This is a genomic window from Methyloversatilis sp. (assembly GCF_030696805.1).
Lineage (GTDB): Bacteria > Pseudomonadota > Gammaproteobacteria > Burkholderiales > Rhodocyclaceae > Methyloversatilis.
On sequence record NZ_JAUYRO010000095.1, the window covers coordinates 117242 to 139535 of the forward strand.

Below are 22294 nucleotides of genomic sequence, written 5' to 3' on the forward strand. Positions count from 1 at the left end.
CCAACCGAGAAGCGAAAAATGGCCGAAGAAGCAGTGCAACCCCAACAGCCCACGGGCCCGGTGTTTTCCATCGAGAAGATCTACGTCAAGGACCTGTCGCTCGAAGTCCCGAACGCGCCGGAAATTTTCCTGACCCGCGAAAACCCGACCGTGCAGATCCAGCTGCAGACCGAGGGCAAGGCCGTGCAGGAAGGCGTGTTCAACGTGACGCTGACCGTCACCGTCACCGCCAAGCTTGAAGAGAAGACGATGTTCCTGGTTGAAGTCCGTCAGGCCGGCATCTTCCAGATCCGCAACGTCCCGGCCGAAGACATCCAGCCGATCCTCGGCATCGCCTGCCCGACCATCCTCTTCCCGTACGCCCGTGAAAGCGTGTCGGATGCAGTCAATCGCGCCGGCTTCCCGCCGGTCGTGCTGGCACCGGTCAATTTTGAATCGATCTACCAGCAACGCATGCAGCAGCCGCCCGAAGGCCAGAACGGCGCCACGGTGCAGTGATGAAGCAGGCCGCGTGTGCGGCACTGGTCGCCCTCGTCTGTCCGCCTGTCGTGCAGGCGGCGGGCGTCGAGTACCGGTCGTTGTCGGACGTTGCGGTCATGTACGACGCGCCGTCGCGGCAGGCGCGTCAGCAGTTCGTCATCGCACGCCACACGCCGGTCGAGGTGGTGCGCAGCCAGACCGGATGGGTCAAGGTGCGCGAGCCGGGCGGCATGCTGGCCTGGGTCGAGGCGGCTTCGCTGGCACCTGCACGCATGGTGATTGTCACCGCCGAGCGCGCGCGCGTCCTGGTCCGTGCAGAAGACGACGCACCGCTGGTGTTCGAAGCGGAACGCCGCGTACTGCTCGAACCACTGACCGAAGCGGCGCCCGCAGGCTGGGCGAAGGTGAAGCATCGTGACGGCCAGAGCGGTTTCGTGCGCATCTCCCAGGTCTGGGGGCTGTGAGCCGGGTTTCGCCGAAATGAAGCTGTGCGTGATGGGCGCCGGCGCCTGGGGTACGGCGCTTGCTGTCGCCTATGCGCCGGATCACGACGTGACGCTGTGGACACGCGATGCTGACCATGCGCGGTCGCTGCACAGTACGCGTTGCAACGAACGTTATCTGCCCGGCATTGCGCTGCCGCCGGGCATTGCGGTGTCGTCCGACGCTGCGTCTGCGCTGAACGGCTGTGATCTGGCGCTGATCGCGACGCCGATCGCCGGCCTGCGTGCAGCGCTCGAAGCGGTTGCGCGCAGCAGCGTGTCCGCCGTCCTGTGGGCCTGCAAGGGGTTCGAACGCGGCAGCGGTCTGCTGCCGCACCAAGTTGCGCGGGACATCCTGCCGGCGCACATTTCGCGCGGCGCCTTCAGCGGGCCCAGTTTTGCGATCGAGGTGGCACGCGGCCTGCCGACTGCGATCACCGTGGCGAGCGACGACATCGCGTTCGCGAGCTGGCTGGTCGCCTCGCTGCACAGTCCCCGGCTGCGGCTGTATGCCAACGACGACCTGATCGGCGTCGAGGTCGGTGGCGCAGTCAAGAACGTCATGGCGATCGCCACCGGAGTGTGCGATGGGCTCGGATTCGGCATGAACGCGCGGGCCGCGCTGATCACCCGCGGTCTGGCCGAAATCGCCCGCCTGGGCGTGGCGCTTGGCGGCCGCAGCCAGACCTTCATGGGACTGGCCGGCATGGGCGACCTCATCCTCACCTGCACCGGCGATCTGTCACGCAACCGGCGCGTCGGCCTGTTGCTGGCCGAAGGGCGTTCGCTGGATGAGGTATTGACCACGCTGGGTCATGTGGCAGAAGGGGTGCCGACCGCACGCGAGGCGGCCGCGCTGGCCGAGCGCATGCAGGTCGACATGCCGATCACGCAGGCGGTGGCGGCGGTGCTCGACGGGCGGCTGGCTGCAGCCGACGCAGTGGAAAACCTGTTGTCGCGTGATCCGAAAGCGGAAACGCCGCCGCTGTAGCCTCGTTCACGGCGTCGCCGCGCCAGCGAAGTCGGTTTGGCGCCATGCTTCATAGGCGACGATGGCCACCGAATTGCTCAGATTCAGGCTGCGGCTTTCCGGCTGCATCGGGATTCGCAGTCGCTGTGCCACCGGCACAGTGTCGAGCAGCGCGCCGGGCAGACCGGCGGTTTCCTGACCGAACAGGAAAATGTCGCCGGAGCGATAGTGCGGCGCCGTATGTGCCGTGCGCCCGCGCGTGCTCAGGGCATAAAGCCGCGGATCGTCGGGCTGCAGCGCCAGTTCGTCCGACAGCGCGGCCCAATCCTCATGCACCGTCACATTCACCAGGTCGCGGTAGTCCATGCCGGCACGCGCGAGGTGCTTGTCGGTGATTTCGAAGCCGAGCGGCTTCACCAGATGCAGCCTGAACCCGCCGTTGGCGCACAGCCGCATCACGTTGCCGGTGTTGGGTGGTATTTCGGGCTGGTACAGGACGATGTGGAACATGGGCGCGCGCCGGGTCGGGGAACGCGATTGTGCCGTGGCGGGGCGGGTGAAGCTACTTCCCGCGCAGCCGTGGCGTGCGCGCCAGCACCAGATTGGTCACCGTCAGCGCGCCGGCTGCCTTCAGCATGCGTGCCACCTCGTGCAGGCTCGCGCCGGTGGTCAGCACGTCATCCAGCACTGCGACATGCCGGCCCGCCACCTCGGTGCGCACCGCAAATGCGCCGCGCACGTTGCGCCGTCGCTGCGACCACGCGAGATCGCGCTGCGGCGGCGTGTCGTAGAGGCGCACCAGACCGAAGGCATCGAAGTTCAGCTGGCCGAGCCGACCGAGCGCGCGGCCGATCTCGACCGACTGGTTGAAGCCGCGCTCGCGCAGACGGTTCGGGTGTAACGGCATGGCCAGCAGCAGATCACAGGGCGGCAGGCCGAGCGCGTGCAGCTCGTGCGCGAACCAGATGGCCAATGGCAGGCGGGCGCGGAACTTCAGCTCATGGATCAACTGGTCGGCAGGTTCCGCGTACGCCCAGACAGCCAGCGTCGCGTCGAAGGCCGGCGGATGCTTCAGGCAGCGGCCGCACACGTCGGCGGTTGGAACCGGCAGCGCGCAGATCGGGCAATGCGCCGCGGGCAGACGCGGCAACTCGTCATGGCATCCGGCGCACAACAGCGCATCGCCCGATGGCAGGCCGCACAGTCGGCAGTCCTGCGGCATCAATCGTCTGCGCACGGCCTGCGCAGCGGCGATTACGCGGTGCAACATGGGCAGGCCGTTTTCGCGGAAAATGCGGGCTTCGCCGTTTCGGCGCCGATGCGCCCGCCAGACTTCACATCATGCATACCCAGGTCATCCATCTTCCGCCGTCCTCCCGTTCGCAAGTGCCCCAGCGCTGGACCACCGAACAGGTCGAGGCGCTGTTCGCGCTGCCTTTCGCCGATCTGATGTTCCGAGCGCAGCAGGTGCATCGCGAGCATTTTGATCCCAATGCCATACAACGATCCACCCTGCTGTCGATCAAGACCGGCGGCTGCCCGGAAGACTGCGGCTATTGCCCGCAGTCGGTGCGCCACGACACCGGCGTCACCAGCCAGGACCTGCTGCCGGTCGAAGAGGTGCTGGCGGCTGCCCGCGCCGCGCGCGATGCCGGTGCGACGCGCTTCTGCATGGGCGCCGCCTGGCGCGGCCCGAAGGACCGCGATGTCGAAGCGGTGGCTGAAATGATTTCGGCGGTGAAGGGGCTGGGTCTGGAAACGTGCGCCACGCTGGGCATGCTGCGCGAAGGTCAGGCCGAAACGCTGAAGAAGGCGGGGCTGGATTACTACAATCACAACATCGACACCGCTCCGGAGTTCTACGGCGACGTCATCGGTACGCGCACTCAGGAAGACCGCTTCGACACGCTGGAAGCGGTGCGCGAAGCCGGCATGAACGTGTGCTGCGGCGGCATTGTCGGCATGGGCGAATCGCGCCGTGGCCGTGCCGGCTTGATCGCCACGCTGGCCAGCATGGATACACCGCCCGAATCGGTGCCGATCAACAACCTGGTCAAGGTCGAAGGCACGCCGCTGGCCGATACGCCGGATCTTGATCCGTTCGAATTCGTGCGTACCATCGCCTGCGCCCGCATCACGATGCCGAAGAGTCACGTCCGCCTGTCGGCCGGGCGCGAAGCGATGAACGACCAGATGCAGGCGCTGTGCTTTCTGGCCGGTGCCAATTCCATCTTCTACGGCGACAGGCTGCTGACCACCGGCAACCCGCAGGCCGACAACGACCGCCGGCTGCTGGAGCGGCTGGGCATCCAGTCGGTCTGAGCGCGGAGCGCACGACCATCGCCGCTGCGGTTCCGCCCGACCTCGCACTCGATGCGCGCGCGGTGGCGCGCGGCTTCGAGCGTGCCGCCGCGCGTTTCGACGACGCGGCGGTGCTGCATCGCGAAGTGGCCCGGCGCATGGCCGAGCGGCTTGACATGGTCATGTTGAAGCCGGCCCGCCTGCTCGATCTGGGCTGCGGCAGCGGCGCCGATCTGCAGCCGCTGCGCGCCCGCTACCCCGACATGCAGATGATCGGCGTCGACCGTTCGGCCGCCATGCTCGCGCGGGCAGCGACCCGCACACCGCGCTGGCGGCGCTGGCTGCCCGGGGTGCTGGGCGGCAGCCAGACCGCGCTGGTGCGTGCCGACATCGCGCGCCTGCCGATTGCGCCGCGCAGCATCGACATGGTGTGGTCCAACATGGCGCTGCACTGGCAGGCGGACCTGCCGGCGACACTGCGCGAAGTGCAGCGCTGCGTGCGCGTCGACGGGCTGTTCATGTTTTCCATGCTCGGCCCGGACACGCTGCGCGAACTGCGTGGCGCGCTGGCCGAAGCCGGACTGCCGTTGCGCGCACATCGATTCATCGACATGCACGATGTCGGCGACATGCTGGTCGAGTCGGGCTTCGCCGAACCGGTGATGGACATGGAGCACATCACGCTGACCTTCGACACGCCGACCGCGCTGTACCGCGATCTGGCCGATACCGGCGGCCACTGCGCATTGGCCGCACGGCCGCGCGGACTGCTGACGCCGCGTGCCCGTGCGCGGCTCGATGACGCGCTGTTGCGGCTGCGCGACGACGGCCGCCTGCCGGCAACGATGGAGATCATCTACGGCCACGCCTGGCGCGGCGAGCCGCGCCAGACCGAAGACGGCCGCGCGATCATCCAGTTCGAACGCGGCCGCCGGCTATGAAGCGCAAGGACGCCGTGCGGGTCAGCGCCAAGGGACGCAGCCTGAAGCCGCGCAACCCGCTGGCCACTGCGGCGCTGATGAAAAAGGGCGGCGAGCACGCCCGGCAAGACAAGAAGGCCAGCCGCGCGCGGCTCAAATCCGGTCTGCGCAAGACGACGGACGGCGACTGACGATGTCGCCATCGGCCCGGCTCACGCTGCTGATGCGCGTCGCCGAGGCGCTGGGGTCTGTCCGCGTTTAATCGCGGCCCGCGCGCGATTCAGTTTCAATTGACCCTGGTATTTTCGGTAACGAAATGGCCGGCCGTGTCGGGCGTCGGCGCGGGGTCGTCGATATGAGGGTTACCTCGGGCCTGCTGTGCCTGGCTGGCCGGAGCTGTACAACACGGCAGTCATGGCTGATTCGGCCTCGCTGACCGCCGGCCTGGTGCATGCTGCGCCGGCGGCACGGCGCGCTGCGGCGATGGCGCTGTATTCGCTCGGCGGCTTCGGCGCCGGCTTCATCGCGCCGCGGGTGTTCGGTGGCGTGCTCGACATGACCGGGGGTATCTCTTCCCCTGTGGCATGGACCTTCGCCTGCGGCACGCTGGGCGTCGGTTGCCTGCTGGGGGCGCTGTCGGCGCTGCGTCGCCCGGGCGCTGCGGCATAGTCCGTTCAGACCATGCCGCAGGGTTTTCGCGGCCACAGTCCGGTCATCTTCGCGCCCTAACCTCCGGCTCACACAGTCGGGTGCCGCTGCGCGCCCGCCGTCTGACAACGATTCCGGAGATGTCCCATGAACGCCACCCTCGTCGTGCGCAAGCACACGCTTGCCATCCTGATTTCGTCGCTGTTCGCCGGCCCGGCGCTGGCCGAAGGTCTCACGCTGCTGCATGTCGGTGACCAGGAGTCCTGGCTGCTGTCGGCGCAGGGCAACCTGCGTGACAACGCCTCGCAGGCCGTGTCGTTCTACGGCGGCGTCGACCGCCTCGCCAGCGTCATGTTCGCCGCCGAGTCGGCCGCCGAACTGGCCGGCAACACGGTGTTCAAGCTCAACGCGGGTGACGCCTTCCTGCCCGGGCCCCGCCTGAACGCCAGCTTCGCCAATCTGGGCTCGGCCTACATCGATGGCGGTCAGGATTTCTACGACGCCATCGCGATGCGCCACATCGGCTTCGATGCGGCCGTGTTCGGCAATCATGAATTCGATCTCGGCCCGGACGTCGCGGCGCGCTTCGCCCAGGTTTCAGGCACCACCTACCTGTCGTCCAACCTCAACTTCAGCGCCACGCCCGCATTCGCGTCGCTCGCCGCGACCGGCACGGTCGCGCCCTACACGCTGCTGAGCACGAATGGCGGCAACAAGGTTGCGGTGGTCGGTGTCACGACACCGCGGCTGCCGAACATCAGTTCGCCGGGTGCGGTGAATCTGACCGGGGGCTGGAGCGCAGGCAATACCGAGACGCAGAACCTGCAGGCGCTGGTGCCTTTCGTACAGCAGCAGATCGATGCCGCGCGCGCAGAAGGTGCAGGCAGCGTCATCGTGATCAGCCACCTGCAGAACGCCGCCAACGAGCGCGACGTGCTGATCCCCGGTCTGCGCGGCGTCGATGTCGTGCTGTCCGGCGGCGGCCACGAATTGATGGCCGATGCCGACGATGTGCTGATTCCGAACGATGTGCGCGCCATCACCGGCTTGCCGCAGATGATCGCGGATGCCGATGGCAAAGGCGTGGCCATGGTGACCTCGAACTTCGGCAACCGTTACGTCGGAGAACTGAACCTCACGCTGCACGACACGACCGGTGTCGTGACCGCGATCAACGGCGCCAATCTGTACCGCGTGTCCGGCGCTCAGACCGATGCAGTCGTGGGCGACAGCTTCCTGAAGACCGCGGTGGTCGATCCGGTCCAGATGTACGTCAATGATCTCAATGCGACCGTGATCGGGACGTCGGACGTGTTCCTGAACGGAGCACGCGGCGCGGCGGGTACGCCCGGCAGCTTCCAGGCAGGTGTGCGCAATGCGGAAACGAATCTGGGCAATCTGGTTGCCGATGCCATGCGTCATGCCGGCGGCACCGACATCGCGATCCAGAACGGCGGCGGCATCCGTACTTCGATCAGCGTCGGCAACGTCAGCGTGGGCAACACGTTTGACGTGCTGCCCTTCACCAATCTGGTCGATGTCGCACCGAGCGTCGATGCGGAGCAGCTGAAGACCATCATGGAGCATTCGGTTGCCAACGCATCGGCCAGCGGCAGTGCTGACGGCCGCTTTGCCCAGGTGTCCGGCATGCGTGTCGTGTATGACACGACGCGGGCGTCGGGCGACCGCATCGTCAGCATCGTGCTCGATGACGGCACCGTGCTGGTGCAGAACGGTGAAGTCGTGGAAGGCGCACGCAGCTTCTCGCTGACCACGATCGACTTCACCGCCAACGGTGGCGACGGTTACCCGTTCGCGGCTGCCGGCATCGAATTCGAGAATGCCGTCAGTTCGATCACCTACCAGCAGGCGCTGCAGGAATACATCACCGACGCAATCTCGGAAGGCGGTCTGGGCGGCGTCATCAGTGCCAGCCGCTACGGCGTCGCCGATCCGCTCGACCCGGCAGGTCGCCTGGTCGACCTGGCGATCTCGCCGGTGCCGGAAGCCGATACATGGGCCATGCTGCTGGCCGGCCTGGGCCTGCTCGGCGTGTTTGCCCGCCGCCGCAACGCCGTCGCTGTCTGATTCAGCCTCCCGGCCCGTCCGCTATCGCCGGCGGGCCGCTTCGATTACCCTGCCCGTCTTGCTGGAAACTCAAATGTCATCAAACGACCGCATCGTTTCGCCCCGACTTGCCCTGACGCTGGCCATCGTCGGTCTGTTCGCCTCGGCTGCGCAGGCCGACAACACACCGCAAACCCTGCCGTTTGCGCAGGACTGGACGAACATCGGCCTGATCACGGCCAATGACAACTGGAGCGGCGTGCCCGGCATCACCGGCTACCGCGGCGATGAGCTGACCAGCGCAACCGGCGTCGATCCGCAGACCATCACGGCCGATGGCACCACGTCGCCGGTCGACGTGAATGCCAACCAGACCAATCCGAACACCTTCAGTACCGGTGGCGTCACCGAGTTCCACCTGACCGATCCGGTCGTCGCACTGACCGGCTCCGGCACCGCCGATGCGCCGTTCATCCTGCTGTCGCTGAACACCACCGGCCACAGCGGCATCGTCGTGCGCTATGACCTGCGCGATCTCGACGGCTCGGCCGACAACGCACAACAGCAAGTGGCACTGCAGTACCGCATCGGCGCCAGCGGCAGCTTCATCAATGTGCCGGAAGGCTATGTTGCCGACGCCACCGAAGGTCCGTCGCTGGCTGTCAAGGTAACGCCGGTGCAGGTGACGCTGCCGGCCGCCGCCGACAACCAGCCGCTGCTGCAACTGCGCGTGATCACGACCAACGCGCCGGGCAACGACGAGTGGGTCGGCATCGACAATATTTCGGTGCAGGGTGGTGGCACGGGGGCGGTGAATCAACCCATCGTGACCACCTGCCCGGCGCTTGCGATTCAGGCCGGCGAAGCAGGCAGCGTGATGGTGGCTGCCAGCGACGCCGACAGCGTCGTCGAGGCTTTCTCGCTGACCGGTGCGCTGCCGGATGGCGTGACGGTCGACGGTTTCGCACCGGCGACCGCCGACGGCGGCAGCGCGTCGGCGCAGGTCAGCGTTGCGGCGGGTACCGCATCCGGCCAGTACAGCATCGGTCTGCGTTTTACGAACAACGAGGCGCAGGAAGGAACGTGCAGTGTCGATATCACGGTCGCTGCGCCGGCCGCCATCGTGCCCATCCCGGCGATCCAGGGCAGCGGTGACGCCAGCCCGCTGAACGGTCAGGTCGTCACTACCGAGGGCGTGGTCAGTGCCGTGTTCCCCGGACTGTCGGGTTACACCTTGCAGGACGCATCAGGCGACGGCGACGTCAGCACGTCAGATGGCATTTTCGTGTATGCCCCGGGCAACACGGCAATCGTTGGTCAGCGGCTGCGTCTGACGGCGAGTGTCACCGAATTCAACACGGTGACCCAGCTCACGTCGCCGAGCGCCATACAGGTGCTGGGTAGCGGCGTGTCGATCACGCCAACCGACATCGTGCTGCCGGAAGCATTCGAGGGCGAACTCGAGCGCTACGAAGGCATGCTGGTCCGTATCGTGTCGCCGCTCACCGTGTCGCAGAATTACTTCCAGGGCCGCTACGGTCAGGTCACGCTGTCGGCCGAAGGCCGCCTGGAAATCCCGACCAACCGCCACCCGGCCGGCAGCGCGGAGGCGCTGGCGCTGCGCGACGAGAATGCACGTCGCCGCATCGTGCTCGACGACGGCAGGACTGCGCAGAACCCGAATCCCATCCCCTTCATCGGCGCCGACAACACGCTGCGCGCCGGCGACACCGTGGAAATGCTGACTGGCGTGATCGATCATGGCCTGATCACCGCGTCGAGTACCGGGCCGCGCGACTACAAGATCCATCCGGCCGTCGAACCCGTATTCGAGCGGACACACCCCCGTACTGCTTTCCCCGAGCCGGTTGGCGGCAATGTGAAGGTGGCCAGCTTCAATGTGCTGAACTACTTCAGCACGATCGACCAGGCCGGTGCTTCGTGCTTCCCGACCGGCACGCGCAGCGATTGCCGCGGCGCCGACAGCGCACTCGAATTCACCCGTCAGCGCGACAAGATCGTCGCCGCGCTGCGGGCGATGGATGCCGATGTGGTCGGCCTGATCGAAATCGAGAACAACGGTCAGGGCGCGGTGAACGATCTGGTGGCCGCGCTGAACGCAGCCTACGGCGCCAATGTGTATGCCGCGGTCGGTCTGCCGGTCGGCGGAAGCGGTACCGACGCCATCCGTCAGGCCATGATTTACAAGCCGACGAAGGTCACACCGGTCGGCAGCGCGGTCAGCGACACGGCGACGGTCCACAGCCGCCCGCCGCTGGCGCAGACCTTCGCCGCGGCCAACGGCGAGCGCTTCACCGTCGTCGTCAATCATTTCAAGTCGAAGGGCTGCGGCGACGCCGCCGGGGCCGAAGCCGATCAGGGTGACGGTCAGGGTTGCTGGAATCCGCTGCGCGTGCAGCAGGCGGCAGCGCTGCAGACCTTCATCCAGCAATTGCCCGGTCAAGGTGGCGCCGCCGACATGCTGGTCATCGGCGACCTGAACGCGTATGCGAAGGAAGATCCCATCCTTGCGCTGACCTCGGCCGGTCTGACCGATCTTGCTGCAGGTATCGAGCTCAACTACACCTACACCTTCGACGGTGAAAGTGGCGCGCTCGACCATGCGCTGGCCAGCGCCGCGCTGGCCGGCAAGGTAAGTGGCGTCACGCAGTGGCACATCAATACCGACGAGCCATTCGTGATCGACTACAACACCGAGTTCAAGCCGCAGGACCTGTACGCGCCGACCGCCTTCCGCTCGTCGGACCACGATCCGGTCATCATCGGTCTGAACCTGCTGCGCACGATCAACGGCGGCGCCGGTCGCGACACGCTGACCGGCACACCGGGCGATGACGTCATCACCGGCGGCGAAGGCGCAGACCTGCTGACTGGCGGCGGCGGTGCGGACACCTTCGTCTATCAGAGCGTACGCGACGCGCTCGACACCATCACCGACTTCGACCCGCAGCAGGACAGGCTGGATGTGCGCCTGCTGCTGGCCGGCGTCACGACCGGCAGCGACCCGCTGACCAGCGGCCACATCAGCTTGCGTCAGAGCGGTGCGAACACGATGGTGCTGTTCGACGCCGATGGGTCTGCCGGTCGCGCCGCTGCCCGTCCGCTGGTGATCCTGCGCAACGTGCTGCCCGCCCAGCTGGGCAGCGCCACCTTCCTCTACTGAACACCGACTTTCCGGAGATTCGAACATGACCTTCAAACCCCTCGCCGCCGCAGCGCTGATTGCTTCGCTGTTCGCCACCGCTGCGCACGCCAACGTGAGCTTCAGCGAAGACTTCAACAGCGGTTACGTCGCCAACTGGCAGACCGCCGGCGACGTGTCCGCACAGGACAATTCGGGCGACACCTACATCGCCCTGACAACGGCATCGCTGACGTTCGAGGATGACTTCCCGCTGCCGGCCGGCTCGTTCAATCTGAGCGGTGTGGCAGCGGTCGAAACCGGCCTCGCGCTCGAAACGGCGATCGGTGCGCAGCCCGGCGCCTTTGATAGTGGCGACGACTTCACTTATGAAGGCTCGGCCATCTGGCGCACCGTGAACGTGAATGTCGGTGACATCCTGCGGTTTGACTGGCTGCTGGCCACCAACGAAGTCGGCGCCGAAGCACGGCCGGACTTTGCCTTCCTGTCGGTCGACGGCGACATCACGCGCATCGCCTCGGTCGCTGACGCAACGTCGGCGCCGATCCTCGATTTTCTGGCCGACACCGGCATCCGCAGCTTCGAATATGTATTTACGCGCGGCGGTGCGGTACAGCTGGCGTTCGGAGTCGTCGATGTGGGCGACTTCGGCGTGACGACCGCACTGGCGATCGACAATGTGAACATCACTGCCGTGCCGGAACCGGAAAGCTGGGCGCTGATGCTCGCTGGCCTGATCGGTGTGGCGGGTGCCGCCCGTCGCGCGCGTCGCTGATCGACGCCCCTCGCGCCCCTACGCCGTCTGCGCCGCCACGTGCGCGCGCAGACGGCGGGCGTGCCACAGGCGCATACCGAACAGCAGCGTCAGGATGGCTGCATAGAGTATCGGTTCGGTGAGGTCCTTCTTCACCAGCCACCAGTAGTGCGCCACACCGAGTACGCCAACTGCATAGACAAGTTTGTGCAGCCGCTGCCAGGCCCGGCCGCCGAGGCGGCGCACCATGCCGTGGGTCGAGGTGAGGGCGAGCGGCAGCATCAGCACGAAAGCCGCGAAGCCAATCGTCACGAAGGGACGCTTGATGATGTCCTTGACGATGCCCTCGATGTCGAAGAACTGGTCCAGCCACACATAGGTGAGCAGGTGCAGGCAGGCGTAGAAGAACGCGTACAGGCCGAGCAAGCGGCGCAGGCGCACCAGCCAGTGCCAGTCGGTGATCTGACGCAACGGCGTCACGGCGAGCGTAACCAGCAGCAGGCGCAACGTCCAGTCGCCGGTGGCGCGCGTAATGTGTTCGATCGGATTGGCGCCCAGCCGGTCGGCATATGCGCAGAATGCCAGCCATATCAGCGGCACCAGACAAGCGAGCCAGACGGTACGCCACAGCCAGCGGAATACGGTGGCACCCGGTGTCCAGGCGCGCGCGGTGCGGCCCGGGGGCGGTGCGGTCGAGGCGCGTGCCTGCACCTCAGTAGTACTTCCTCAGGTCCATGCCGGCGTAGAGCGACGCAACCTGATCGCCGTAGCCATTGAACACCAGCGTCTTGCGCTTCGAAAACTCACCGATGCGCCGTTCGCGCCCCTGACTCCAGCGCGGATGATCGACGTCCGGATTCACATTCGAATAGAAGCCGTATTCGCGACCGGCGGCACGCGACCATGCGCTCAGCGGCTCCTTGTCGGTGAAGCGGATCTTGACGATTGATTTCGCGCTCTTGAAGCCATACTTCCATGGCACGACCAGCCGGATCGGTGCGCCGTTCTGGTTCGGCAGCATTTCGCCATACAGGCCAACAGCCATGATGGAGAGCGGATGCATGGCTTCGTCCAGCCGCAGCCCTTCGACATACGGCCATTCGAGCACTGCACTGCGCACGCCGGGCATGGTTTTCGGGTCGGCAAGCGTGGTGAATTCGACGTATTTCGCGCTGCCCAGCGGCTCCACCTGTCTGAGCAGCACTGACAGCGGAATGCCGACCCAGGGTACGACCATCGACCACGCTTCGACACAGCGCAGCCGGTAGATGCGCTCCTCCAGCGGCGCCAGCTTCAGCACCTCCTCGATGCCCAGCGTCTTCGGCTTCTGCACCAGGCCCTCGATGCTCACCGTCCACGGCCGGGTGACCATGCGATGGGCGTTCTTCGAAGGGTCACCCTTATCGGTGCCGAACTCGTAGAAATTGCAATAGCTGGTGATGTCGTCGTAATCGTTCAGTTTTTCGTCGGTCGAGAAGGGGCTTTTCGCCAGTGGCCCGAGTTTCTCGCCGCGCTTGCCCTGCGCGCCTGCGATCTCCGGCAGGCCGCCGAGCAGCGCAGCACCGGCGCCCAGTCCGGCTGCGCGGATGAAGTCCCGGCGGGTGTCGAACAGTGCGCGCGGCGTGATGTCGGACGACACGATGTCGGCCGGGCGTTTGATCAGCATGGTGAAGCTCCTCGTTGTACGCTGCAGGGGGTCAGAACAGTGCTGACCGGCCGCATTGGCGCGACCTTACCTCTCTGACTGCAGATGAACCGAAAGATCTTTCCCGAACTGCTCGACCTGCTGATGTGCGAGGCGCCGCAGCCCAAGTGCGCTGGAGTCGCATCACTGTGGGCAGACTGGCAGGCGGGTGTGGTTTTCGATCGTGCGGCAGCGCTTCCGCATGCCATCGACGAACCCGGGCGCCCGGTGCGGCCCGAACTGGTCGAGCCTTCGGCGCTGCGCCCCCGCAAGGTCGGCACGCGTGAAGGCCATGCGGCGATGATTCATGCGATCTGCCACATTGAATTCACCGCGATCAATCTTGCACTCGACGCTGCCTGGCGCTTCCGTGACCTGCCGGACGCCTACCTGGCCGACTGGCTGCGCGTGGCGGCCGACGAGGCGCGCCACTTCGGTCTGCTGCGCGCCCATCTGCAGACGCTGGGTCATGACTACGGCGACTTTCCGGCGCACGCCGGCTTGTGGGACATGGCGCGACGCACCGCCGATGACGCGCTGACCCGTATGGCGCTGGTGCCGCGCGTGCTCGAAGCGCGCGGGCTGGATGCCACGCCGCCCATCATGGACAAGCTGCGCACCATCGGCGATGCGCCGGCGCTAGCCATTCTCGACGTCATCCTGAGTGACGAAATCACCCATGTCGCCATCGGTGACCGCTGGTTCCGTCATCTTTGCGCGCAGCGCGGACTGGCGCCAGAAGCCACCTTCCTCCAGCTGTTCAATGCCTTCAATGCGCCGCGCCTGCAGCCCCCCGTCAACGAAAAAGCCCGCCTGGCGGCGGGCTTTTCGGCCAGCGAGATCGCGGGTCTGAGCGTTCAGCGAAGGCCGGCGACGTAGTCGGACACGGCCTTGATTTCCGCATCGGTCATCTTGATCGCCACACCACGCATCATCTTGGCCGGATCATTCGCGCGCTCTGCAACGCGGAAGTACTTCAATTGCGTCTCGGTGTACTCGGCATGCTGGCCCGCGATGCGCGGGTACTGTGCGGGCATGCCGGCACCGGTTGGGCCGTGACAGCCGGCACAGGCGGGCAGACCCTTTTCGAGATCGCCGCCGCGCCACAGGCGCTGACCGAGTTCAATGCTTTCGCGATTGCCCTTGGCTTTTTCCTGCGTCTGGGTCTGACTCGCGTAGTAGGCCGAAACATTGCGCATGTCCGCTTCCGACAGGCCGGAGGCCAGTGCGCCCATGATGGCGTTGGCGCGCTCGGGCGGCTGGCCGTCCTTGCTGCGGAAATTCATCAGCTGCTTGTAGAGATATTCCGGATGCTGGCCGGCCAGTTTGGGGTTGACCGCGATGACGCTGTTGCCGTCTGCACCATGGCAGGCCGCACACACTTGCGTCGCGACAGTCTTGCCGGCCGCAATGTCCGCTTTCGGGGCGGCTTTTTCTTCAGACGCCAGCGCGCTGGCGGAAACCAGGGTCAGAGACAGGGCAAAACCGAAAGACTTGAGCATGCGCATGACTATCCTTGAACGATGAATCCGGTCGATGGCCCGATGGATCTGTGGCCGGTTGAATAGGGTGTTACGGTAAACTCCTCATTTTACCGTGTTTTCCTGGGCGCGCGTGGCGCGTAATCGATTTGTCCTCTCTGTTCCGCGGTGCTGCATTCCACCTTTCGGTCGCCAAACCGTCCGGCCTGCCGGCGCCTGCCGGCCCGGAAATCGCCTTTGCCGGGCGTTCCAATGCCGGTAAATCGAGTGCCATCAACACCCTGGTCGGCCACACGCGTCTGGCTTTCGTCAGCAAGACGCCAGGGCGTACCCAGCTGATCAATTACTTCACGCTGGTGCGTGGCGGCTTTCTGGTCGACCTGCCCGGCTACGGCTATGCCCAGGTGCCGATCGAAGTCCGCAAGGCCTGGGCGGGACTGATCGAGCGCTACCTGAAGGAGCGCGAAAGCCTGGCCGGCCTCGTGCTCATCATGGATGCGCGTCACCCACTCACGCCTCTGGACTGGAACATGATCGAATGGTTCTCGGTGAGCGGCAAGCCCATGCATGTTTTGCTGACCAAGGCCGACAAACTCACCCGCAGCGCTCAGGCTGCGACGCTTGCCGACGTGCGCAGACAGCTGTCCGGCATGGGGGAGCAGGTCAGCGTACAACTGTTCTCCAGCCTGAAGAAGACCGGTGTCGAGGAAGCCGAGGCGGCCGTTTCACCCTGGCTGGCCTCGCACCTGCCCGATCAGGCGTCAACGACACCTGCCTGATACCTGCTGCAGCGAAACGGACCACTGCGGGACCGCAGCGCACGAACAGCCGGAGCCGAAAAGAAAAAGCCCACGGCCAAAGGGGATGGAAGCCGTGGGCTCGAAACGCCTCTTGAAGAAGCACCCGCTCAGGGAGGTGAAGCGGGTGACGGCTTGCACCGTCGCCTGCTCTGACCGGGTCGCGTCTGCGCGAGTTCCGGAATTGTTGCGTCGCCGCAGCGCGCGTTGGCCGGTGCCTGCACGCGAAGCCGGGTGCGCTCGTACTATCATCGCGGCTTTGCGTAACGGGCCACTGCGATGTCCTTTCCTCCCGCCAGCCATTTCCCGTCCACCCGCCTGCGCCGCATGCGCCGGGACGATTTCTCGCGCCGGCTCATGCGCGAAAACACGCTCACCGCAAACGATCTGATCTACCCGGTGTTCGTGCTCGATGGCCCGACGCGCAGCGAAGCCGTGGCATCGATGCCCGGCGTGAGCCGGGTCAGCGTCGATCTGCTGATGGGGGTGGCGGAACAGGCGGTGTCGCTCGGCGTGCCCGCACTGGCACTGTTCCCCGTGATCGACACCTCGCTGAAAACCGACGATGCAGCGGAAGCGTGGAATCCGGACGGGCTGGTGCCGCGCACGGTGCAGGCGCTGAAGGCGCGGTTTCCCGAGCTCGGCGTGATCACCGACGTCGCACTCGATCCCTACACCAGCCACGGTCAGGACGGTCTGATCGACGTGACCGGCTATGTGATGAACGACGAAACGCTCGAGGCACTGGCCAAACAGGCGTTGTGCCATGCGCGTGCCGGCGCCGACGTCGTCGCGCCGTCGGACATGATGGACGGGCGCATCGGCCGCATCCGCTTCGAACTCGACGCGCACCGCATGATCCATACACGCATCCTTGCCTATTCGGCCAAGTACGCATCGGCCTTCTATGGCCCGTTCCGCGATGCGGTGGGTTCGGCCGGCAACCTTGGCAAGGGCAACAAGTACACGTATCAGATGGACCCGGCGAACAGCGATGAGGCGATCCGCGAAGTGTCGCTCGACATCGCCGAAGGCGCGGACATGGTCATGGTGAAGCCCGGCATGCCGTATCTGGACATCGTGCGCCGGGTGAAATCGGAACTGGGTGTGCCGACCTATGCCTATCAGGTCAGCGGCGAGTACGCGATGTTGAAGGCCGCGGTCGCCAACGGCTGGCTGGACGAGCGCGCCACTGCGATGGAAGCGCTGCTCGCCTTCAAGCGCGCCGGCGCTGACGGCATACTGACCTATTACGCGCTGGACGCGGCGCGCTGGCTCAGGGACGCCTGACGCTGAGCAGTCGTGTGGCGTGCGGCAGCTTCAGCACCGAAGTCAGCCGCAGGTCGACGTAATTGTGGTGGCCCGCGCTGCGGTTGATCCACACGGTGCGCATGCCGAGCTGTTTCGCGGTGCGCAGATTGGCCGCAGTGTCCTCCACCATGATGCAGTCCGACGCCGTCACGTGCTGGTCGCGCAACAGGTGCAGGAAGCCGGCGAGCCGCGGCTTCGGCACGTAGCGCGAATGTTCGATGGCATGTACCGCGTCGAACAGGTGGCGCATGCCCATCACCGCCAGTACCGCTTCGGCGTAATGCGCCGGTCCGTTCGTGAATACGATCTTGCGGCCCGGCAGCCGGGTCAGCATGTGGCGCAGCGCGCGGTCGAACACCACACCGGGTCGCAGTGCCTCGACGTCGTGCGTGCCATGCAGGAAGTGCGCCGGCCGCGTGCCATGGTGGCGCATCAGGCCGAGCAGCGTGGCACCGTAACGGTGCCAATAATGCATGCGCAGCCGATCCGCTTCCGCCTGTTCGAGCTTGAGTTCCGTCATCAGCCAGGCGGTCATCGCCCGGTTCAGATGCGGAAAAATGTGCGGATTGGCGTCATGCAGTGTGTTGTCCAGATCGAAGATCCAGACCGTACGCCGCCCCGCCTGTCGACTCATTTGCTCTTGATCAGCGTGCCGACACCGTCATTGGTCAGCACTTCGAGCAGCAGCGCATTGGGCACGCGACCGTCGATGATGTGCACGCTTTTCACGCCGCTGCGCGCGGCATCGAGCGCCGAACCGATCTTGGGCAGCATGCCGCCGGACAGCGTGCCGTCCGCGATCATGGCATCGACGTCGCGCGGCGTGATGCCGGTCAGCAGATTGCCTTCCTTGTCGAGCACGCCCGGCGTATTGGTAAGCAGCACCAGTTTTTCCGCCTTCAGGATTTCAGCCAGTTTGCCGGCGACCACGTCGGCGTTGATGTTGTAGCTTTCGCCATCCGGACCGACGCCGATCGGCGCGATCACCGGGATGAAGTCGCCGCTGTCGAGAAAGTTGATGATGGTCGGGTCGATCGACACGATGTCGCCGACCAGACCGATGTCGAGCATTTCGTCCGGCTTGTCCTTGTTCGGCATCATCAGCTTGGTGGCGCGGATGAAGGACGCGTCCTGCCCGGTCAATCCGACGGCCTTGCCACCGGCCTGGTTGATCAGGTTCACGATGTCCTTGTTCACATGGCCGCCGAGCACCATTTCGACAATGTCCATCGTTTCGTCGTCAGTGACGCGCATGCCCTGCACGAAGGTGCCCTGCTTGCCGACCCGCTTCAGCAGGTCGTCGATCTGCGGTCCACCGCCATGCACCACCACCGGATTCATGCCGACCAGCTTGAGCAGCGTCACGTCGCGCGCAAAGCCGAGCTTCAGCGCCGGGTCGGTCATGGCGTTGCCGCCGTACTTGATGACGATGGTGCGGTCCTGGAAGCGCCGGATATAGGGCAGCGCCTCCGAAAGCACGGCGGCCTTGGCGTGGGGTGACAGTCCGGAAGTCAGGTCGGAAGAGTGGGGCATTTCGGGTGTCCGGCAGCTGGAGATGATGGTGGCGGATTCTAGCCGTGCACTGCACAAACAAAAAGCGGACACGCCGGGGTGTCCGCTTCCGATGCATCGCCGGTCCGATTTACTGGATGGTCAGCTTGCGCGATGCAGCCACCACCTTTTTCGGCAGGGTCAGTTCCAGTACGCCGTCACTGAAGCGGGCCTGGGCGTTCCCCTCGTCGATGTCCTGGCTGAGCTGGAAGCTGCGCGACACCTTTCCGTAGTGACGTTCCGAACGCAGCACGCGCTCGCCATCCTTGTTCTCGACCGTGCGCTTCTTCTCCGCACTGATCGACACCACCGGCCCTTCGATGTTGACCTGGATGTCGCCTTTCGCCACGCCCGGCAGATCGGCGTGCACGGTGTAGGCATCCTTGTCTTCCTTCACGTCGACCTTCAGTGCCGGAACATCCGGATTGCCGGCCATATCGACCGGCTGCAGCACGAGGCCGCGAAAGTCCTTGAACAGGTTTTCGAACGGGTCCCAACGGGTGACTTGATTCATCGCTCATCCTTTCGTATCAGACGCGGGAGCTGTCCCGCATGCCCTGAAACTAGGGGTGGCGAAAAACCATTTCAAGGCCTGTCGTCGTTCAGCCGCTTGCGCTGGGTCAACAACCGGATCGCATCGCGATTGGTCCAGGAAAACACTGCGTCGAGCGCCTCGCGCCACGGCAGCCAGCGCCAGTCGCGGTGCTCGTCGGGTGCCAGCGTGATCGGCGTGTCGCGCGGCACGCACAGGCTGAACAGGTGTTCGGTGTTGTGGGTGACGCCGGGCGGGTAGCGCTGGCGCCACATCGGGAAGATTTCGAAGCGGCTGCTGTGATGCCAGCGCTCGAACAGCGCGGCCGGGGCAACGATGCCGGTTTCTTCGGCCACTTCACGCTGTGCCGCCTCGACCAGCGATTCGCCGGCTTCGACGCTGCCGGTGACCGACTGCCAGAAGCCCGGGTGCTTCGCCCGTTCGATCAGCAGGATGTGGCCACATGCATTGTGGATCAGCACCAGGACCGACTGCGGTCGCTTCATGCGCTGGCCATGAAGGGGCGTGCCAGCGTATTCGGCTGGTCGATCAGCACCCAGAACGGCGTGCCGCGCGCGCGCCATTCGGCGGCGGCCTCGTCGAGCACGGCGACGATGGCATTGAAGTCGTCCTTGCAATGTTCGACCGGCTTCGCGCAGCCACTCAGATGCACCAGATATCCGCCGGCCGGTATCCATGACAGATCGCCGAGGCAGTCGCCCAGCGCGTCGAGGTTGTGGCCGAAGGTGGCCGGAAAGCCGAAGGTGTCGGCGAAGGCCTGGAACAGCGCAGCGCGGTCGCGCGCGTCCTTCAGGTCGAGACCGATCAGCAGCAGCCCGGCCTGATCGGCCACGCGCGCCGCGCGGGCGGCCGCAGTGGGCTGCGCGAAAAAAACGCCGCTGCGCGAGGCGTCGCGCAATCGGGCCTCCATCGACGTCGGCGGGGGCAGGGAAGACATGGTTACTCCTTGATGCGGCGGAAACTGCGGTAGTGGTCACCGGTGTAGTAATACTCGCCCGAACTGCGCACGTCGCGTTCGGCGCCCTCGCCGGCGACGATGCGTCGCGCGCCGCGATGGTTCAAGCCTGGCGTGCGCACCGTATATTCGCGGTAATAGCCGCGCTGGCGTGCGGGAAGCAGCCGTTCGCGGTTCTGGAACACCACGCCGTCACGCGAGTACGGGAAGGGACCGCCCTGCTTGATCAGAATCAGCGTGCGTGCGGTCTCCGGCGGCAGACGATCGAGTTCGACCTCGGGCAGACCGCCCGGCGGCGCGAAGCCACTGAGCAGCAACCACAGCAGCGCAAGCGCTGCGCAGCGGCCCGTACGGCGAGACAGTCCCGAGGTCATCGAGCGTGCCTACTGCGCGGCGTCCGCCTTCGCGGTGTTGCGCAGGCGGATGTGCAGGTCGCGCAACTGACGCTCATCCACCGGGCTCGGCGCCTGCGTCAGCAGACACTGCGCGCGCTGGGTCTTCGGGAAGGCGATCACGTCGCGGATCGATTCGGCGCCGGTCATCATCGTGACGATGCGGTCCAGACCGAAGGCCAGGCCACCATGCGGCGGTGCGCCGTACTTCAGCGCATCGAGCAGGAAGCCGAACTTGAGCTGTTGTTCCTCCGGCCCGATGTTCAGCGCCTCGAACACGGTTTCCTGTACGTCTGCGCGATGGATACGCACCGAGCCGCCGCCGATTTCCCAGCCGTTCAGTGCGAGGTCGTAGGCCTTGGCCAGACACTTGCCCGGATCGGTCTTCAGCAGGCCGATGTGGTCATCCTTCGGGCTGGTGAAGGGGTGGTGGCAGGCGTTCCAGCGCTGTTCGTCCTCGTCGTACTCGAACATCGGGAAGTCGATCACCCACAGCGGGCGCCATGCGTCGCCGGTAACGAACTTCTTTTCATGACCGATCTTCAGGCGCAGCGCGCCGAGCGCGTCCGACACCACCTTGCTCTTGTCGGCACCGAAGAAGATTACATCGCCACTTTGCGCGCCGGTGCGTTCCATGATCGATTGCAGCGCCGCTTCGTTCAGGTTCTTGACGATGGGCGACTGAAGGCCTTCCTCGTTCAGTTTCGTGACGTCGTTGACCTTGATGTAAGCCAGACCGCGCGCGCCGTAGATCTTGACGAACTCGGTGTAGCTGTCGATCTCGCCGCGCGACAGCGAAGCGCCGCCCGGCACGCGTAGCGCGGTAACGCGGCACGCCGGGTCATTGGCCGGGCCTGAAAACACCTTGAATGCAACGTCCTTGACCGCATCGGCGACGTCGACCAGTTCGAGCGTGACGCGCAGATCCGGCTTGTCGGAACCGAAGCGGTCCATTGCTTCTGCGTAGGTCATGCGCGGAAACGGCGACGGCAGCTCGACCGCGAGCGCTTCCTTGAAGACATAGCGGATCATCTCCTCCATCAGCGCGGTGATTTCGTGCTCGTCGAGGAAGCTGGTTTCGATATCGACCTGGGTGAATTCCGGCTGCCGGTCGGCGCGCAGGTCTTCGTCGCGGAAGCACTTGGTCAGCTGATAGTAGCGGTCGTAGCCGGCCACCATCAGCAGCTGTTTGAACAGCTGCGGCGACTGCGGCAGCGCGAAGAAGTGACCATCGTGCACGCGGCTGGGCACCAGATAGTCGCGCGCGCCTTCCGGCGTGCTCTTGGTCAGCATCGGCGTTTCGATGTCGATGAAGCCCTTTTCGTCGAGGAAGCGGCGGAAGGCCATTGCGGTCTTGTAGCGCAGCATCATGTTCTTCTGCATCGCCGGGCGGCGCAGGTCGATCACGCGGTGCGTCAGGCGCACCGTTTCCGACAGATTGTCGTCGTCGAGCGGGAAGGGCGGGGTGACCGACGGGTTAAGCACTTCGACTTCGTGCGCCAGCACTTCGATCTGGCCCGACACCAGATTGGCGTTGGTGGTGCCTTCCGGACGGCGACGCACGCGGCCGGTCACCTTCAGGCAGAACTCGTTGCGGACCGATTCGGCCACGGCAAAGGTTTGCGCGCGATCTGGGTCGCACACGATCTGCACCAGGCCTTCACGGTCGCGCAGGTCGATGAAGATGACGCCGCCGTGATCACGCCGGCGGTGCGCCCAGCCGAACAGTGTGACGGTCTGATCAAGATAGCCCGCATCGAGCAGGCCGCAGTATTGCGTACGCAT

At 65.5% G+C, this 22294-nt stretch carries 25 protein-coding genes; 13 read left to right on the top strand and 12 right to left on the bottom strand.

Annotation, left to right across the window (positions count from 1 at the left end; translation table 11 throughout):
- The first annotated feature begins 18 nt into the window (after positions 1–18).
- The 3 genes from secB to Q8R75_RS15715 are packed head-to-tail and all read left to right on the top strand — an operon-like array spanning position 19 to position 1953.
- The gene (gene secB, locus Q8R75_RS15705) at positions 19–498 is read left to right on the top strand and encodes a protein-export chaperone SecB (protein ID WP_305614739.1); all 480 of its coding nucleotides are present in this window, start codon (positions 19–21) and stop codon (positions 496–498) included.
- Positions 498–944 carry an SH3 domain-containing protein gene (locus tag Q8R75_RS15710; RefSeq protein ID WP_305614740.1) on the top strand — a complete coding sequence of 149 codons (447 nt, stop codon included), beginning with the start codon at positions 498–500 and terminating at the stop codon, positions 942–944. The genes secB and Q8R75_RS15710 overlap by 1 nt, the downstream gene beginning before the upstream one ends.
- A 16-nt stretch (positions 945–960) precedes the next feature.
- Positions 961–1953 carry an NAD(P)H-dependent glycerol-3-phosphate dehydrogenase gene (locus tag Q8R75_RS15715; RefSeq protein ID WP_305614741.1) on the top strand — a complete coding sequence of 331 codons (993 nt, stop codon included), beginning with the start codon at positions 961–963 and terminating at the stop codon, positions 1951–1953.
- Positions 1954–1959: 6 nt separating this feature from the next.
- Here the strand turns inward: Q8R75_RS15715 and Q8R75_RS15720 are convergent, their stop codons facing one another.
- Together Q8R75_RS15720 and Q8R75_RS15725 are read right to left on the bottom strand one after the other, a co-directional pair.
- Positions 1960–2442 (bottom strand): tRNA (cytidine(34)-2'-O)-methyltransferase, encoded by a 483-nt coding sequence (locus Q8R75_RS15720; protein ID WP_305614742.1) that lies wholly within the window; start codon positions 2440–2442, stop codon positions 1960–1962.
- A gap of 52 nt (positions 2443–2494) precedes the next feature.
- Positions 2495–3202, bottom strand: coding sequence for a ComF family protein (locus Q8R75_RS15725; protein ID WP_305614743.1), 708 nt, complete (start codon positions 3200–3202; stop codon positions 2495–2497).
- Between the two features lie 71 nt (positions 3203–3273).
- On the opposite strand from Q8R75_RS15725, the gene bioB reads away from it, so the two are divergent.
- The 7 genes from bioB to Q8R75_RS15760 all read left to right on the top strand — a co-directional run bounded on the left by bioB (position 3274) and on the right by Q8R75_RS15760 (position 11806).
- On the top strand, positions 3274–4254 hold the full coding sequence (gene bioB, locus Q8R75_RS15730) for a biotin synthase BioB (protein WP_305614744.1): 981 nt from the start codon (positions 3274–3276) through the stop codon (positions 4252–4254).
- Between the two features lie 62 nt (positions 4255–4316).
- Positions 4317–5174, top strand: a complete 858-nt coding sequence (locus Q8R75_RS15735; protein ID WP_305614745.1) for a methyltransferase domain-containing protein — start codon at positions 4317–4319, stop codon at positions 5172–5174.
- Entirely contained in the window at positions 5171–5344 is a 174-nt protein-coding gene (locus Q8R75_RS15740; RefSeq protein ID WP_305614746.1) for a hypothetical protein, read from the top strand. The genes Q8R75_RS15735 and Q8R75_RS15740 overlap by 4 nt, the downstream gene beginning before the upstream one ends.
- A gap of 223 nt (positions 5345–5567) precedes the next feature.
- A complete protein-coding gene (locus tag Q8R75_RS15745) occupies positions 5568–5822 on the top strand; it encodes a hypothetical protein (RefSeq protein ID WP_305614747.1) in 255 nt (84 codons plus the stop codon).
- A gap of 126 nt (positions 5823–5948) precedes the next feature.
- A complete protein-coding gene (locus Q8R75_RS15750; protein WP_305614748.1) occupies positions 5949–7889 on the top strand; it encodes a 5'-nucleotidase C-terminal domain-containing protein in 1941 nt (646 codons plus the stop codon).
- Between the two features lie 73 nt (positions 7890–7962).
- Positions 7963–11052: an ExeM/NucH family extracellular endonuclease gene (locus Q8R75_RS15755; RefSeq protein ID WP_305614749.1), complete on the top strand. Its 3090-nt coding sequence runs from the start codon at positions 7963–7965 to the stop codon at positions 11050–11052.
- Between the two features lie 25 nt (positions 11053–11077).
- Positions 11078–11806 (top strand): PEP-CTERM sorting domain-containing protein, encoded by a 729-nt coding sequence (locus tag Q8R75_RS15760; protein WP_305614750.1) that lies wholly within the window; start codon positions 11078–11080, stop codon positions 11804–11806.
- Positions 11807–11824: 18 nt separating this feature from the next.
- Here Q8R75_RS15760 and Q8R75_RS15765 read toward each other — a convergent pair whose 3' ends face one another.
- Together Q8R75_RS15765 and msrP are read right to left on the bottom strand one after the other, a co-directional pair.
- Positions 11825–12415: a protein-methionine-sulfoxide reductase heme-binding subunit MsrQ gene (locus Q8R75_RS15765; RefSeq protein ID WP_305614759.1), complete on the bottom strand. Its 591-nt coding sequence runs from the start codon at positions 12413–12415 to the stop codon at positions 11825–11827.
- A gap of 82 nt (positions 12416–12497) precedes the next feature.
- Complete coding sequence (gene msrP, locus Q8R75_RS15770; RefSeq protein ID WP_305614751.1) at positions 12498–13451, bottom strand: protein-methionine-sulfoxide reductase catalytic subunit MsrP; 954 nt, start codon at positions 13449–13451, stop codon at positions 12498–12500.
- Between the two features lie 84 nt (positions 13452–13535).
- Here msrP and Q8R75_RS15775 point away from each other — a divergent pair, with 84 nt between their 5' ends.
- Positions 13536–14348, top strand: a complete 813-nt coding sequence (locus Q8R75_RS15775; protein ID WP_305614752.1) for a ferritin-like domain-containing protein — start codon at positions 13536–13538, stop codon at positions 14346–14348.
- Here the strand turns inward: Q8R75_RS15775 and Q8R75_RS15780 are convergent.
- Positions 14327–14977, bottom strand: a complete 651-nt coding sequence (locus Q8R75_RS15780; protein ID WP_305614753.1) for a c-type cytochrome — start codon at positions 14975–14977, stop codon at positions 14327–14329. The genes Q8R75_RS15775 and Q8R75_RS15780 overlap by 22 nt on opposite strands.
- 122 nt (positions 14978–15099) lie before the next feature.
- Here Q8R75_RS15780 and yihA point away from each other — a divergent pair, with 122 nt between their 5' ends.
- The gene (gene yihA / locus Q8R75_RS15785; RefSeq protein ID WP_305614754.1) at positions 15100–15729 is read left to right on the top strand and encodes a ribosome biogenesis GTP-binding protein YihA/YsxC; all 630 of its coding nucleotides are present in this window, start codon (positions 15100–15102) and stop codon (positions 15727–15729) included.
- A gap of 297 nt (positions 15730–16026) precedes the next feature.
- Positions 16027–17037 carry a porphobilinogen synthase gene (gene hemB, locus Q8R75_RS15790; RefSeq protein WP_305614755.1) on the top strand — a complete coding sequence of 337 codons (1011 nt, stop codon included), beginning with the start codon at positions 16027–16029 and terminating at the stop codon, positions 17035–17037.
- Here the strand turns inward: hemB and Q8R75_RS15795 are convergent.
- From Q8R75_RS15795 to aspS, 7 genes are all read right to left on the bottom strand, one after another.
- Positions 17024–17692 carry a pyrimidine 5'-nucleotidase gene (locus tag Q8R75_RS15795; protein ID WP_305614756.1) on the bottom strand — a complete coding sequence of 223 codons (669 nt, stop codon included), beginning with the start codon at positions 17690–17692 and terminating at the stop codon, positions 17024–17026. The genes hemB and Q8R75_RS15795 overlap by 14 nt on opposite strands.
- On the bottom strand, positions 17689–18591 hold the full coding sequence (argB, locus tag Q8R75_RS15800; RefSeq protein ID WP_069038525.1) for an acetylglutamate kinase: 903 nt from the start codon (positions 18589–18591) through the stop codon (positions 17689–17691). Before argB ends, Q8R75_RS15795 begins: the two co-directional genes overlap by 4 nt.
- 109 nt (positions 18592–18700) lie before the next feature.
- Positions 18701–19123 (bottom strand): Hsp20/alpha crystallin family protein, encoded by a 423-nt coding sequence (locus tag Q8R75_RS15805; protein WP_305614757.1) that lies wholly within the window; start codon positions 19121–19123, stop codon positions 18701–18703.
- Positions 19124–19194: 71 nt separating this feature from the next.
- Positions 19195–19647 carry a dihydroneopterin triphosphate diphosphatase gene (gene nudB / locus Q8R75_RS15810; protein WP_305613095.1) on the bottom strand — a complete coding sequence of 151 codons (453 nt, stop codon included), beginning with the start codon at positions 19645–19647 and terminating at the stop codon, positions 19195–19197.
- Positions 19644–20099: a barstar family protein gene (locus Q8R75_RS15815; protein ID WP_257081930.1), complete on the bottom strand. Its 456-nt coding sequence runs from the start codon at positions 20097–20099 to the stop codon at positions 19644–19646. Before Q8R75_RS15815 ends, nudB begins: the two co-directional genes overlap by 4 nt.
- A gap of 2 nt (positions 20100–20101) precedes the next feature.
- Positions 20102–20491 (bottom strand): ribonuclease domain-containing protein, encoded by a 390-nt coding sequence (locus Q8R75_RS15820; RefSeq protein ID WP_305613094.1) that lies wholly within the window; start codon positions 20489–20491, stop codon positions 20102–20104.
- Positions 20492–20500: 9 nt separating this feature from the next.
- Positions 20501–22294: an aspartate--tRNA ligase gene (gene aspS, locus Q8R75_RS15825; protein WP_305626722.1), complete on the bottom strand. Its 1794-nt coding sequence runs from the start codon at positions 22292–22294 to the stop codon at positions 20501–20503.

Bases quoted from the DNA above. Each gene is read 5' to 3' on its own strand.
- secB (WP_305614739.1), top strand. From the start codon at position 19: ATGGCCGAAGAAGCAGTGCAACCCCAACAGCCCACGGGCCCGGTGTTT.
- Q8R75_RS15710 (WP_305614740.1), top strand. From the start codon at position 498: ATGAAGCAGGCCGCGTGTGCGGCACTGGTCGCCCTCGTCTGTCCGCCT.
- Q8R75_RS15715 (WP_305614741.1), top strand. From the start codon at position 961: ATGAAGCTGTGCGTGATGGGCGCCGGCGCCTGGGGTACGGCGCTTGCT.
- Q8R75_RS15720 (WP_305614742.1), bottom strand. From the start codon at position 2,442: ATGTTCCACATCGTCCTGTACCAGCCCGAAATACCACCCAACACCGGC.
- Q8R75_RS15725 (WP_305614743.1), bottom strand. From the start codon at position 3,202: ATGTTGCACCGCGTAATCGCCGCTGCGCAGGCCGTGCGCAGACGATTG.
- bioB (WP_305614744.1), top strand. From the start codon at position 3,274: ATGCATACCCAGGTCATCCATCTTCCGCCGTCCTCCCGTTCGCAAGTG.
- Q8R75_RS15740 (WP_305614746.1), top strand. From the start codon at position 5,171: ATGAAGCGCAAGGACGCCGTGCGGGTCAGCGCCAAGGGACGCAGCCTG.
- Q8R75_RS15745 (WP_305614747.1), top strand. From the start codon at position 5,568: ATGGCTGATTCGGCCTCGCTGACCGCCGGCCTGGTGCATGCTGCGCCG.
- Q8R75_RS15750 (WP_305614748.1), top strand. From the start codon at position 5,949: ATGAACGCCACCCTCGTCGTGCGCAAGCACACGCTTGCCATCCTGATT.
- Q8R75_RS15755 (WP_305614749.1), top strand. From the start codon at position 7,963: ATGTCATCAAACGACCGCATCGTTTCGCCCCGACTTGCCCTGACGCTG.
- Q8R75_RS15760 (WP_305614750.1), top strand. From the start codon at position 11,078: ATGACCTTCAAACCCCTCGCCGCCGCAGCGCTGATTGCTTCGCTGTTC.
- msrP (WP_305614751.1), bottom strand. From the start codon at position 13,451: ATGCTGATCAAACGCCCGGCCGACATCGTGTCGTCCGACATCACGCCG.
- Q8R75_RS15775 (WP_305614752.1), top strand. From the start codon at position 13,536: ATGAACCGAAAGATCTTTCCCGAACTGCTCGACCTGCTGATGTGCGAG.
- Q8R75_RS15780 (WP_305614753.1), bottom strand. From the start codon at position 14,977: ATGCGCATGCTCAAGTCTTTCGGTTTTGCCCTGTCTCTGACCCTGGTT.
- hemB (WP_305614755.1), top strand. From the start codon at position 16,027: ATGTCCTTTCCTCCCGCCAGCCATTTCCCGTCCACCCGCCTGCGCCGC.
- Q8R75_RS15795 (WP_305614756.1), bottom strand. From the start codon at position 17,692: ATGAGTCGACAGGCGGGGCGGCGTACGGTCTGGATCTTCGATCTGGAC.
- argB (WP_069038525.1), bottom strand. From the start codon at position 18,591: ATGCCCCACTCTTCCGACCTGACTTCCGGACTGTCACCCCACGCCAAG.
- Q8R75_RS15805 (WP_305614757.1), bottom strand. From the start codon at position 19,123: ATGAATCAAGTCACCCGTTGGGACCCGTTCGAAAACCTGTTCAAGGAC.
- nudB (WP_305613095.1), bottom strand. From the start codon at position 19,647: ATGAAGCGACCGCAGTCGGTCCTGGTGCTGATCCACAATGCATGTGGC.
- Q8R75_RS15815 (WP_257081930.1), bottom strand. From the start codon at position 20,099: ATGTCTTCCCTGCCCCCGCCGACGTCGATGGAGGCCCGATTGCGCGAC.
- Q8R75_RS15820 (WP_305613094.1), bottom strand. From the start codon at position 20,491: ATGACCTCGGGACTGTCTCGCCGTACGGGCCGCTGCGCAGCGCTTGCG.
- aspS (WP_305626722.1), bottom strand. From the start codon at position 22,294: ATGCGTACGCAATACTGCGGCCTGCTCGATGCGGGCTATCTTGATCAG.